Annotated in this window: 10 protein-coding genes; 6 read left to right on the top strand and 4 right to left on the bottom strand. The window is 61.9% G+C overall.

Annotation, left to right across the window (positions count from 1 at the left end):
* Positions 1-54: 54 nt before the first annotated feature.
* The 3 genes from JQ567_RS07370 to fhuB all read left to right on the top strand — a co-directional run bounded on the left by JQ567_RS07370 (position 55) and on the right by fhuB (position 3919).
* Positions 55-933 carry an alpha/beta hydrolase gene (locus JQ567_RS07370; RefSeq protein WP_249165305.1) on the top strand — a complete coding sequence of 293 codons (879 nt, stop codon included), beginning with the start codon at positions 55-57 and terminating at the stop codon, positions 931-933.
* Positions 934-1068: 135 nt separating this feature from the next.
* Positions 1069-1926, top strand: coding sequence for an ABC transporter substrate-binding protein (locus JQ567_RS07365; protein WP_212438197.1), 858 nt, complete (start codon positions 1069-1071; stop codon positions 1924-1926).
* Complete coding sequence (gene fhuB / locus JQ567_RS07360) at positions 1913-3919, top strand: Fe(3+)-hydroxamate ABC transporter permease FhuB (protein ID WP_212438196.1); 2007 nt, start codon at positions 1913-1915, stop codon at positions 3917-3919. The genes JQ567_RS07365 and fhuB overlap by 14 nt, the downstream gene beginning before the upstream one ends.
* A gap of 34 nt (positions 3920-3953) precedes the next feature.
* Here fhuB and JQ567_RS07355 read toward each other — a convergent pair whose 3' ends face one another.
* Both JQ567_RS07355 and JQ567_RS07350 read right to left on the bottom strand, forming a co-directional pair.
* The gene (locus tag JQ567_RS07355) at positions 3954-4778 is read right to left on the bottom strand and encodes an ATP-binding cassette domain-containing protein (protein WP_249165304.1); all 825 of its coding nucleotides are present in this window, start codon (positions 4776-4778) and stop codon (positions 3954-3956) included.
* 75 nt (positions 4779-4853) lie between these two features.
* The gene (locus tag JQ567_RS07350; protein WP_212438195.1) at positions 4854-5915 is read right to left on the bottom strand and encodes a siderophore-interacting protein; all 1062 of its coding nucleotides are present in this window, start codon (positions 5913-5915) and stop codon (positions 4854-4856) included.
* Between the two features lie 318 nt (positions 5916-6233).
* Between JQ567_RS07350 and JQ567_RS07345 the strand changes: the two genes are divergently transcribed.
* Complete coding sequence (locus tag JQ567_RS07345; RefSeq protein WP_212438194.1) at positions 6234-7937, top strand: cyclic peptide export ABC transporter; 1704 nt, start codon at positions 6234-6236, stop codon at positions 7935-7937.
* 203 nt (positions 7938-8140) lie between these two features.
* Here the strand turns inward: JQ567_RS07345 and JQ567_RS38090 are convergent, their stop codons facing one another.
* Positions 8141-8314 carry a hypothetical protein gene (locus JQ567_RS38090; RefSeq protein WP_249165331.1) on the bottom strand — a complete coding sequence of 58 codons (174 nt, stop codon included), beginning with the start codon at positions 8312-8314 and terminating at the stop codon, positions 8141-8143.
* 138 nt (positions 8315-8452) lie between these two features.
* On the opposite strand from JQ567_RS38090, the gene JQ567_RS07340 reads away from it, so the two are divergent.
* Both JQ567_RS07340 and JQ567_RS07335 read left to right on the top strand, forming a co-directional pair.
* Entirely contained in the window at positions 8453-9220 is a 768-nt protein-coding gene (locus tag JQ567_RS07340; RefSeq protein WP_312017363.1) for a GNAT family N-acetyltransferase, read from the top strand.
* Positions 9221-9242: 22 nt separating this feature from the next.
* Positions 9243-10541, top strand: coding sequence for a lysine N(6)-hydroxylase/L-ornithine N(5)-oxygenase family protein (locus tag JQ567_RS07335; RefSeq protein ID WP_212438192.1), 1299 nt, complete (start codon positions 9243-9245; stop codon positions 10539-10541).
* A gap of 3 nt (positions 10542-10544) precedes the next feature.
* Here JQ567_RS07335 and JQ567_RS07330 read toward each other — a convergent pair whose 3' ends face one another.
* A complete protein-coding gene (locus JQ567_RS07330; RefSeq protein ID WP_212438191.1) occupies positions 10545-11387 on the bottom strand; it encodes a 4'-phosphopantetheinyl transferase superfamily protein in 843 nt (280 codons plus the stop codon).
* Between the last annotated feature and the right edge of the window lie 133 nt (positions 11388-11520).

Below are 11520 nucleotides of genomic sequence, written 5' to 3'. Positions count from 1 at the left end.
TTTCCGCAACTGACCGCCATACAGGCACGCGCGGATTTCGATGCTTCTTCGCCGTTGCTCGACGTCGACCCTCCGGCGCTGGCGTTTGAACGCCAGCTCTCCCTGCCGACGCGCGATGGGGATGCCATCGCCGCGCGGCTGTACGCCCGGCGGGAGCCGGACGCGCAAAATCCCACGCCCGTTCTGCTTTATATGCACGGCGGCGGCTTTGTCGTCGGAAGTCTCGATTCGCATCAGCCCTTGTGCCGCGGCCTCGCCGCCGATAGCGGTGCGGCGGTGCTGTCGATTGGTTATCGGCTGGCCCCGGAGCATAAATTTCCGACGGCGTTCGAGGATGCCGTCGATGCGCTGGCCTGGATCGGTCGCGAGGGGGAGGCGGCCGGGCTGGACGCGGGCCGCGTTGCTGTTGGCGGCGATAGCGCTGGCGGAACGCTTGCCGCAGCACTTGCGATCGCGGCCAGGGCTGACCCAAGCTTGCCGCAGCCCGTTCTGCAGGTTCTCGCCTACCCAGGCCTGAGCGCACGGCAGACCTCGGATTCCTATAACCGGTATGGCTCGGGTTTTCTGCTCGAGCGGGACACCGTCGATTGGTTCTTCCGGCAATATCTCCGCAACGATTCCGACCGCGACGATTGGCGCTTTGCGCCGCTGGCCGCGCACGATCTCTCTGGGTTGGCGCCGGCGCTTTTCGTGCTTGCCGAATATGATCCGCTGGTGGATGAGGGGTGCGATTATGCGGCACGGCTCCGTGCCGCCGGCGTTTCCGTCGATCTCCAGATCTATCCGGGCATGATCCATGAGTTTTTGCGGATGGGAAATGTCGTTACCGATGCCTTGCAGGCGCGGGCGGCGATCGGGCAGGCCCTGACAAACGCGTTTCGTGCCTCCAGCGGCAGGGCTTGGACGGACACGAGGATTGAAGGTATGTCATAATGGCCTTCTGTCCCCTGGCCTTGGCCGCAAGAGCTCTTTGAGCCGATTTCCATGAACAAAAAGCCTGTCATTGTCCCCGATTGCCGGCCGTCGCGCCGCGCTGTTCTCACCGCAGGCGTGAGCCTTGCCGGGGGCGTGCTGCTCGGCAACTGGCCGCTTTGCGCAACGCAAGCTGCCACGTCACAGCCCGGGCCGCGCGTTGCCGCGCTCGGTTGGGCCTGTGCACAGACGCTGCTGGCGCTAGGGGTCGTGCCGCTCGTGGTCCCGGAGATCGAGCGCTACGGCAGGCTGGTCGTCGAGCCCGGCATCCCGTCCAGCGTTCAGGAAATCGGCCTGCGTTCGGAGCCGAATCTCGAACTGCTGCAGAGTTTCGCGCCTGACATTATCATCATCGATCCCAGTATCACTGCCGCAATACCCCGGCTCAAGCTGATCGCCCCGGTCGAGATCTTCACGATTTTCAAGCCCGGTCGCCATCCTCTGGAAACGGCGCGCAGTTCGACGATGGAGCTCGCGCAGCGGGTCGGCATGCAGGCCGCGTGCGAAGCCTATCTGGCGCGTTTCGATGCGGCGATGGCTTTGTATCGTGAGCAGCTTCGCAATCGCGGGGGCAAACCGCTCTATCTTGTCAGCGAGATCGCACGCAATCGTGCGCTCGTGTTCGGTCCGAACAGCCTCTATCAGGAGGTGCTGAACCAGTTCGGATTGAAGAACGCATGGACCGGGCAGAGCGGTCCGTGGGGACATACCAGCGTCGGCCTTGAGGTGCTCGCGGCGGTTCCGGATGCGCGGCTGATCCTGATGAGTTCGCGGGTCGCGGATATCGAAGCGCTGCTGACGTCGAGCCCGGTGTTGCGCACCCTGCCGTTCCTCCGGTCGGGGCGGCTGACGGTGCTGGGAAATCAGTTCTTCTATGGCGGCGTGCCGGCAGCTGAGCGCTTCGCCCGCCTTCTCGCCGAACGTCTGCCGCAGGAAAAAAATGAGCAAGGTTGAGGCGCTGCCCGCCCGCTCCGGGATCGCGATGCATCCGGCGGTGCTGATCGGGTTGCTGTTTGCAGCAGCGGCTGCGTTGACGTGGCGGCATCTGTCGGGGTTTCTGCCGGCCAACGCATGGTTGCCGGTGCTGTGGCGGCCCGAAATCAACGATCCGCAACAGATGCTGGTGCATTTCACCGTGTTTCCGCGCATAGCGGTGGCGCTGCTGGCTGGCGCAGCGCTGGGCCTCGCAGGAACGGTCTGTCAGCAGGTGCTGCGCAATCCGCTTGCTGAACCGAGCACCCTCGGTGTCCTGAACGGAGCCTATCTCGCGCTGTCCGTGACAACCCTGTGGGCGCCGTCGCTGCTCACCTTCGGCCGTGAGTGGATTGCGTTGCTGGGCGGATTCGCTGCGTTTCTGTGCGTGTTCGGTCTCACCTGGCGCCGTGCGCTATCGCCGGTCGTGCTGGTGCTTGCCGGGCTGATCGTTGCTTATTATTGCGCGGTGACGACCCAGGCCCTGATATTGCTGAACCACGAATACCTGATCGGCCTGTTCATCTGGGGCGCGGGTTTCCTCAATCAGCAGGACTGGAACAACGTCGCGTTCCTTGCGCCGCGTTTCATCATTTCCTTCGTCCTGATCGCGGCCATGGTCCGCCCGCTGACCTTGCTCGGCTTCGACGACGAGACCGCACGCAATCTCGGCCTCGGATTGACCGGCGCGCGGGTCTGCGCGCTTGGCATCGCAATCGCGCTCAGCGCTTCGGTTGTCAGCGTGGTCGGCGTGATGGGCTTCGTGGGCCTTTCCGCGCCGGCCATCGTCATGCTGTCAGGCGCGCGCCGTTTTCGCGACCGGCTGATCTGGGCGCCACTTTGCGGCGCACTGCTGTTGTGGTTGACCGATGAGCTCGTGCTGCTGATCCCGCCCGGCTATCGCGAAATGCCGGCTGGCGCCGCCACGGCCCTGATCGGCGCGCCGATGTTGCTGCTGTTGCTGCCGCGGCTTCGGGCCACCGCGCCGGTGGGAAACCTCACGCCATCCGTTCCACCACGTCTCGACCATCCCTGGCGGGTGATCCTGTTCGGTCTGGCCTTGCTGCTGCTCGTGGTCTGGATCGCGCTTGCCGTCGGGGTTGGTTCAGAGGGCTGGAGTTGGAGCGGCCTTGCCGGCATCCAGGAGTTTCTGCCGTGGCGCTGGCCGCGCGTGGTGTCGGCCTTGGCTGCGGGGGCAACGCTGGCGGTGGCCGGCACGCTGCTGCAACGCATGACCGGAAACCCAATGGCGGCTCCAGAGGTGATGGGGATCAGCTATGGCGCCGCGATGGGTGTCCTGGTCCTGCTGTACGTATTGCCCTCACACACGCGCGCGGCGCAGATTGCAGCCGGCGCGATCGGCGCCTTCAGCGTGCTCGGCCTGGTTTTGCTGTTCAGCCGGCGATCTGAATTCAGCCCGGAGCGTGTGCTGCTGGCGGGCGTGGCCATGAGCGCGGCCTTCGGCGCGATCATGGCCATGGTGCTCGCAACCGGTGACCCCCGCATCGGCATGCTTCTGTCGTTGCTGGCGGGTTCGCTTTATCAGATCGGTCCGACCGAGGCTGCGATATTGGCCGTCGCCGCGATCATCCTGCTGGCGCTGGTGCCGATGTTGTCGCGCTGGCTCGATATCCTGCCGCTCGGTCAGGCGGCCTCGCGCTCGGTGGGTGTATCCATGACGAGAAGTCGCATCATCATCATGCTGCTGACCGCGTTGTTGACCGCGACCGCGACCCTGATGGTCGGGCTCCTTAGCCTGGTCGGCTTCATCGCGCCGCATATGGCGCGGATGATGGGGGCGCAACGCGCGCTGCATCAGGCGGCGCTGGCCGGACTGATTGGCGCCACCCTGATGGTCTTCGCGGACTGGGCGGGGCGGATGGTGATATTCCCGTTCCAGATGCCGGCCGGCATCTTCGCGATGATGCTCGCTGGTCCTTATCTGGTGTGGCTGTTGCGCCCGCGGCGCGCGTAACGGGCTGCGATGGAAAGGCGGATGATCCGACCTTTCATCGCGCAAAGCTGATGAGGTGGCTTTGATCCGGAGACGGCATCACCCCCATCGGGATGCCGTAGATGGTTTCAAGTTCGGCCGGCGTCATGATCCTGTCAGGCGTGCCCCGGGTTATCAGTCTGCCCGAATGCAGCGCGATGATCTCGTCGCAGAAGCGGGCCGCCATGTTGACGTCGTGGAGAACGACGACAATTCCGAGGTTGCGCTCGCGGGCGAGCTGCTGCACCAGCGACAGAACCTCGATCTGATGGGCGATGTCGAGCGCTGAAATCGGCTCGTCGAGCAGCAGGCACTCGGCGTCCTGCGCGACCAGCATGGCGATCCAGACCCGCTGGCGCTCGCCGCCTGACAGTGTGTCGGCGAGCCGGTCCGCAAACGGCTCGATGTGGGTGAGCGCCATGGCTTCCGCGACCTTGTTGCGGTCGGTATCGCCAAATCGGCCGAGCGCGCCATGCCACGGATAGCGGCCCAGCGCGACCAGCTCCTTGACCAGCATGCCGGCGGCGGGCGGGGTTTGCTGCGGCAGGTAAGCCACCTTTCGCGCGTATTCCCGATCGCTCCATTCCCGCAATGGACGCCCTTCAAAGCGGATCGTACCGGAGGAGTTTGGCTGCTGCCGCGCCAGCATCTTCAGCAAGGTCGATTTGCCGGAGCCATTGTGTCCGATCAGGCCGACGACGCTGCGAGCGGGAAGGGTCAGGGTCAGCGGCTCGAGCAACGCGCGGCCTGCCACCGCGAAGCCGACCTGGTCCAGTTCAAACAAGGGCATCGCCGCGTCGCGCGTCGCCGGGGCGGTTTCGGTTGGCAGAACTGCGTGCATGGGAAGCGCCCGGTGGAAACTATGTGATGCAAGGAGAACGCAGCCCGGCTGGTCCACGTATCGGACGTCGGGACGTCATGGCTGACGCAGGCTCCAATACGCGACCGCAAGATGCTGCTCGCGGGAAAGTTTTCGCTCATCGCGCAAATGGTTTCGCAGCGCCTTCAGCGCCTGTGCTTCGCAAGCGACCCATGCAAAGACCTCGCGATGATCGGGCCATCGCAGGGCCTTGACGGCATCGACCAGCAGCTGCGTTGTCCCGGCCGGACGGTCGCCGCGATGCAGCCAGCGAACCGACATGCCGGCTGGCGCGATCAGCGGAACCTCCTCGAGCTGGTCGGCGACTTCGATGAAGACCTCACCCATTGCCGTCGCCGGCAGTGTTTCGAGGATGCGCGCGATGGCGGGCAGGGCGGTTTCGTCGCCTGCCAGCAGAAACCAGCGCGCCGGACGAATACCTCGCCCGAGCGGACCGGCCATGCCGCAGATGGCGCCCGATTGCGCATTGAGCGCGAATGCGGAGCCAGGTCCGGCATGGTCATGAACCACGAAATCGATGTCGATTTCGCGGGTCCGCAGATCGATGCGACGGATCGTGTAGTAGCGCGTGACAGGCCTGCGGTCCGGTTCCGGCCACATGATACGTCCGTCCGCGGCAGGCCACGGCCATTCAGGCTTGGCGAGGCCCTCCGGTGGAAAGTACAGCCGGACGTGCAGGTCATCGTCATCCAGGAAACGTGTGATGTCGTCCCCGGTGAAAGTCAACCGGCGCATGCGGGGCGTGAGATCGAACGCCGCCTTGAGCCGTACCTCGCGGAAATTAGCCAACGTCCCGCCATCGGATTCATGGCCGGACCAGACGATAGCGGGTGCCTCGTCGCCTGCGAACTCGATGACGTGGGAGGCTACGACCGAACGCAGCATTTCGAGGTGACCCTTGTCGTTGGCCTCGACACGAATCCTGAGTGTCTCGGCCTCGACGGCGAGCGAGCTGGTTCCAAACGGCAGTTTCGCCACCATCAGGCCGCCCTGATCCTCGAAGGCGATGTCGTGCTCGGCCAGATGATCAATCATTCGGGCAGCAAGACCGGCGGCATCGGCGAGCTGGATGCGGGTTTCGGAAACGAGCGAATCCAAAGTCATTCTCCAGTCGGGCCTGCTCCAGTCGGGCCTGTCCGATGCTGGCCTGCGAGCGCTTCGATTTCCGGGTATCGCGGTCCGATACAGCGGCCGGATCCATGTCCTACGCGCTCTTCGGCTGCGATGCAAAGGGAGTACTACCCGACATTTTATTGAACGCGTTGCCGTTCACAAATTAGAATCGATCGAAAAAGACCGGAAAATAAGCGCTGGAATAGCGATACTGCCATCATGTATTCGCATCACTCCGGCATGGCTGTTCGTGCCACCACGGGCCGTGTAGGTTCGCTCCAGCTTTAATCCAGCGCGGCACTCATGATGATCCCACTAAGCGGCCTGACCGCGCAGATATTGCATCTCCTGCGGCCGTATTGGCCGATTGTGCTCGGTGGCGTCGTCCTCGGTATTGTCGGCGGCGCCAGCGTTGCGGGGCTGCTAGCGGTCGTCAATCGCGGCCTCTATGCGTCGCAGAGCGATGTCGTGACGCTGCTTTTTGCCTTTGCGGGCCTGTGTTCGCTGATCCTGATTGGTTCGATCGGTTCCGATATAAGCGCCAATTATGTCGGACAACGGATCATTGCCGAGCTCCGGAAGTCGCTTGCGGCCAAGATTTTGGCGGCGCCGATCGACCAACTCGAGATTTACCGCACCCATCGCCTGATCCCGGTTCTCACCCAGGACGTCGACACGATCAGCGATTTCGCGTTCTTCTTCTCGTCCTTCTTCGTGTCCGTCGTCATCACTTTCGGCTGCATGGTTTACCTGGCGGTATTGTCGTGGCCGCTGTTTCTGATCACGGGATTGGTCATCATCCTGGGTTCGCTGGCGCATGCCTTTGCGCGAACGCGAGGGGTTCGGGGCTTCAATGCCGCCCGCGACTCGGAAGATGAGTTGCAGAAGCACTACCGGGCGATCGCGGAGGGCGCGAAGGAATTGCGCCTGAACCGCATCCGCCGGCAGCGCGTGTACGTCGACAAGCTACAGCGTACCGTCGACCACATCAGCAAGGTGCAGATCAAGTCGATCAATCTCTTCGTCACCGCACGGGCCTTCGGTACGATGCTGTTCTTCGTGGTGATCGGCGTAGCGCTGACCCTGCGGCCATTCCTTTGGCCGGACAGTCCCGCCTCGGTCTCCAGCGGTTTTGTGTTGGTGCTGCTCTATATGCGAGGTCCTATTGACCAGGTGATAGGCATTCTGCCCGCACTCGGCCGCGCACAGGTGGCGATGCGCCGCATCGCCGAGCTCTCGGAACAGTTCTCTACGCCGGAACAGGATTTGCTGGCTGCATCTTCGACCGCGCCGGAAGCGTCAGCCAGGATCGAATCGATCGAACTCCGCGGGGTGTCATACGCCTTCCGCACCGTGCCCGGCAGCAATCCTTTCGTGCTTGGGCCGATTGACCTGCATATCCGACAGGGGGACATCGTTTTCATTGTCGGCGAAAATGGCAGCGGAAAAACCACCCTCATCAAGCTGCTGCTGGGCCTTTATGCCCCGCAGAGTGGCGCGGTGCTTCGCGATGGCCTGTCGGTCGTAACGGAAACGCGCGATGACTACCGGCAGCTCTTCACGACAATCTTTTCCGACTACTACCTGTTTGAAGATCTTTTGCAGGGAGCGGGAATGGTGCCCGATATCGCCGAGCGGTATCTTGAGCGATTGGAGGTCGCGCACAAGGTTTCGGTTGAAAATGGCGTATTCACGACAACGGATCTGTCCACCGGCCAGCGCAAGCGACTGGCTCTGATGAATGCCTGGCTCGAGGAGCGGCCCGTTCTGGTTTTCGATGAGTGGGCGGCGGATCAAGATCCGGCGTTCCGGCACATCTTCTACACCGAATTGCTGCCCGACCTGAAGCGCCTGGGCAAGACGATCATCGTGATCTCACATGACGACCGTTATTTTGGCGCGGCGGACCACCTTGTGCGGCTCCGGCATGGCAAAATTGTCGCTGGCGAGGCGAGGGCTCATAACGTCATGGAGCCGTCATCTGTTCCAACCGGTGCGTCTCTTTAGACCTATTTTATTCTCCCGGAAAATTTGAATCTAAGTTCCGGCGCCACCGGCGCTGGCCTTGAGCAGGGCATGCAACGTCCCGGCCTGGTCATTCATTGGTTTTGTAAGGAATCTAAACTGGGTGCGTTGGCATTCCTTGTCATCCTGCACGGGAGTGATTTACATCGCGTGCGTGAGCGAAGATCGCGTCTTGTTTGAAGCAATCACGTCAATACGAGTGCCGGATGAACAAAGCGTCGAGCTCCGCGAAAGACCCTCATGCGTTTCCGGTCGGGCCGCGCGCCGCCGCGACGGTCCTTCAAGACGGTGCGGAGCTGCGGGTCGTTGCTGGTGGCGCTACGATGATGCGCCTGCGTCTCGATGAGCAGCTGGATCATCTGAAGATGCTCGATGCTCCCGACGATCCGCGGCTTGCGGTGCGGGCGGTTTCAGCGGCTGCAGAGGCAATGTTCGGATGGCGCCCGGGTCTCGACCGGATTTTTCTGGATTCGGTCCGGGAATCGATTGCGCGCGAATTGCTGGACGATGGCCTCGCTGTCGTGGCCGGAAGCAACCTCGTGCTGCTTCCGGATTTGGTCATGCAGCGTCGTGACAACTGGCTGGTCGATGCCGAGCGGCCGCCAATGCCGCAACTGCACGTCATGACGGGTGGCAAACGGCATCCGCGACGTCCGCAAAAGCCGATGGGGATGGTGTATGCCCGCTTCATCCCCTGGCTCGCCGAGGTCATCTCGTTCCGTGTTGCGGATCTGAATGATGATCTTCATTTGCTGCACCGCTGGATGAACGATCCTCGCGTCGACGCCTTCTGGGACGAAGCCGGCGATCTCGAAAAGCATCGCAAGTATCTGTCCACTATTCTGGCCGATCCGCACATGCTGCCGCTGATCGGCTGCTTCGGCGACGCGCCATTCGGCTATTTCGAGGTCTATTGGGCCAAGGAAAACCGTATCGCGCCGTTCTACGATGCCGATGATTACGATCGGGGCTGGCACGTTGTGGTCGGAGAGGACGCATATCGTGGACGCCGCTACATCAGTGCGTGGTTGCCGTCGCTGATGCACTACATGTTCCTGGATGATTGCCGAACGCAGCGGATCGTCGGCGAGCCGGCGGCGGCGCATTCGCAGCAACTCCGCAACCTCGAACTCTCGGGATTCGCGAAGCTCAAGAACTTCGATTTTCCACACAAGCGGGCCACCCTGGTCATGCTGCTGCGCGAGCGCTTCTTTGGTGACCGGCTGTGGCTACCGGCGACGGCCGGTCCGGCACCCACAGCCTAACGCGCGAACGGAGCGCAGCTTTATGTCTCACCAGCTTGCCATCGAGCACGACGTCATTGGCGTCGGATTCGGGCCGTCCAATCTCGCGCTTGCGATCGCGCTGGACGAGTGCGCCAGAAGGTCACGCTTGAAATGCACTCCTCTTTTCGTCGAGAGGCAGCGCCAATTTACCTGGCATGGCGGCATGCTTTTGCCGGGTAGCGATATGCAGATATCGTTTCTCAAGGATCTGGTTTCGTTGCGTGATCCGACCAGTCCGTTCACCTTTGTGAACTATCTGCACAAGCACGGCCGCTTGCAGGATTTCATCAACTGTCGGACGTTCTATCCGAGCAGGATGGAATTCAACGATTATCTGCGGTGGGTGGCAGCGCAGTTCAAGTCACAAGCGGCTTACGGCGAAGCCGTCGTTGCCATCGAACCCGTAACAGCGGGGCAGTCGGTGACGTCGTTGCGGGTCTATTCACGCACGTTCGCCGGCGGTGAAACGGTGCGGCTTGCGAAGAATCTGGTGGTTGCGGCGGGAGGTAAGCCCAATATCCCGCAGGTCTTCACGAAAATCGCCGATGATTCCAGATTGTTCCACTCAAGCCGCTACCTCGATACGGTCGAGTCCGCCGGCCTCGGCGGCAAGGCGGCATGCGTGGCCGTTATCGGGGGAGGGCAGAGCGCGGTCGAGGTGACGGTCGATCTTCGAAACCGTTTTCCGCACGCGAACGTTGACCTGATCTTTCGCGGCCATGCATTAAAGCCGTCCGACAGCAGCCCGTTCGTCAACGAAATCTTCAATCCGGATTATACGGATTTCATCTACGCCCAGCCGGACGAGCGCCGGGATGCGATCGTTCGCAATTTTCGAAATACCAACTATGCCGTGGTCGATTCCGATCTGCTCGATCAGTTGTATCGCTTGCTATACCAGCAACGCGTCAGCGGCACGACGGGCATCGAATTGCATCCGCGCAGCGAGATCACAAAGGTGCTCGCGGCCGTCGAAGGCATTGAGATTCGAACAGTCGATAAATTCGACGGTCGAGATCACCGCTCTTGCTACGATGCCGTTATTCTTGCAACCGGCTATGACAGGGAAACGCCACACCCGTTTCTGGAGCCGATACGGCGCTATATCCAGGACGACGTTGTCGACCGTAATTACAGGCTCGCCACAAGCCCTGCGTTTCGGCCGCAAATCCATCTCCAGGGGTATTCCGAGGCGTCTCACGGCCTGAGCGACACGTTGCTCTCCGTTCTGGCCACCCGTTCGCAGGAGATCGCCGAGTCATTGCTTTTGACGATCTCGCGCCGCGAACTCATAGCTTAGCCTTCAGGCGGCGGGAGCTATCAGCCGCCATTGCGAGATGGGCCCAAGCGCAGCTGGTAGCGAAAGAACGGCGGGTGACGGGCCGGCGTCGATGATCACCGAATTCGGTGGAATGATGAATCCAAGCGCCGCTGCCTTTAGGATGGCTTCCTTGAGGGTCCAGTAGCGAAGAAATAGCCGCGACCGCAATGCGGCAGGGGTGCTCCACAGGATCTCACGCTCTTCGCGAGCCAGGACGATCTCACTCACGGAATCCAGATCGGGGATTTCTCGCAAGGGCTCGACATCGACACCGACCGGCGAACGCGCAGCAGCGACGGCGACCACACCTCTTGCGTGACTCAGGCTGAAGTCGATGTTTGGCGAGTCTGTGACAAGCATCGGCTTGCCGTGCTCGGACGGTCGGAACCGCAAGGCGTCGGCGGCGTGCCCCACAATGCTCCCCAGCAAAAGGCGGACGCCGGCATGTGCGGCGAGGTAGCTGTTTCGATCCTCAATGTGCACGAAGCGCACCAGGCGGCTGGCTTCCTCGACGTCGAGCACCGCGGCAGCTTGCTCGAAGCTGAGCGTGCCCAGTCCTTCGGTGCCTTGGTCATGAGAGGGATGCACTGCCGCTAGCCAGAAGGCGATGTCCTCCGGTCTTAACTGCTCGGTCAGGCCTGAGATACCTGGACTGGTCAGCCATCGCACACCCAGCTCTTCTTGCGGAATTCTGCATTTGGTTGCGATAGACCACGCGACGGTATCTCGTGCATTGGCCGTCGTTAGCGATATTGCGAGTTTGTCCTTTCCAGCGTCGTCTGTTAGCGCCATGTCCATCGGCCATTTGGAGAGATTTTGTTGCAATTACGCCGCGGCGTTCCGCTTAGAATGTCGATTTTCCGTACGCTGCCCACATTCTATTGGAGTGTTTCCCGACATGCGTCGAGGTTGGCGCGCATGATCTCGGTACAAACTTGCGCAATTGGTCTAGTTTGGA

The sequence above is a fragment of the Bradyrhizobium sp. AUGA SZCCT0431 genome, assembly GCF_018131065.1.
Classification (GTDB): domain Bacteria; phylum Pseudomonadota; class Alphaproteobacteria; order Rhizobiales; family Xanthobacteraceae; genus Bradyrhizobium.
This window is presented reverse-complemented; position numbering and strand designations above follow the sequence as displayed.

What these genes read in the sequence shown, in the direction of transcription:
- fhuB (WP_212438196.1), top strand. Translation starts at nt 1,913, where the DNA reads ATGAGCAAGGTTGAGGCGCTGCCCGCCCGCTCCGGGATCGCGATGCAT.
- JQ567_RS07355 (WP_249165304.1), bottom strand. Translation starts at nt 4,778, where the DNA reads ATGCACGCAGTTCTGCCAACCGAAACCGCCCCGGCGACGCGCGACGCG.
- JQ567_RS07345 (WP_212438194.1), top strand. Translation starts at nt 6,234, where the DNA reads ATGATGATCCCACTAAGCGGCCTGACCGCGCAGATATTGCATCTCCTG.
- JQ567_RS38090 (WP_249165331.1), bottom strand. Translation starts at nt 8,314, where the DNA reads ATGATCCAGCTGCTCATCGAGACGCAGGCGCATCATCGTAGCGCCACC.
- JQ567_RS07335 (WP_212438192.1), top strand. Translation starts at nt 9,243, where the DNA reads ATGTCTCACCAGCTTGCCATCGAGCACGACGTCATTGGCGTCGGATTC.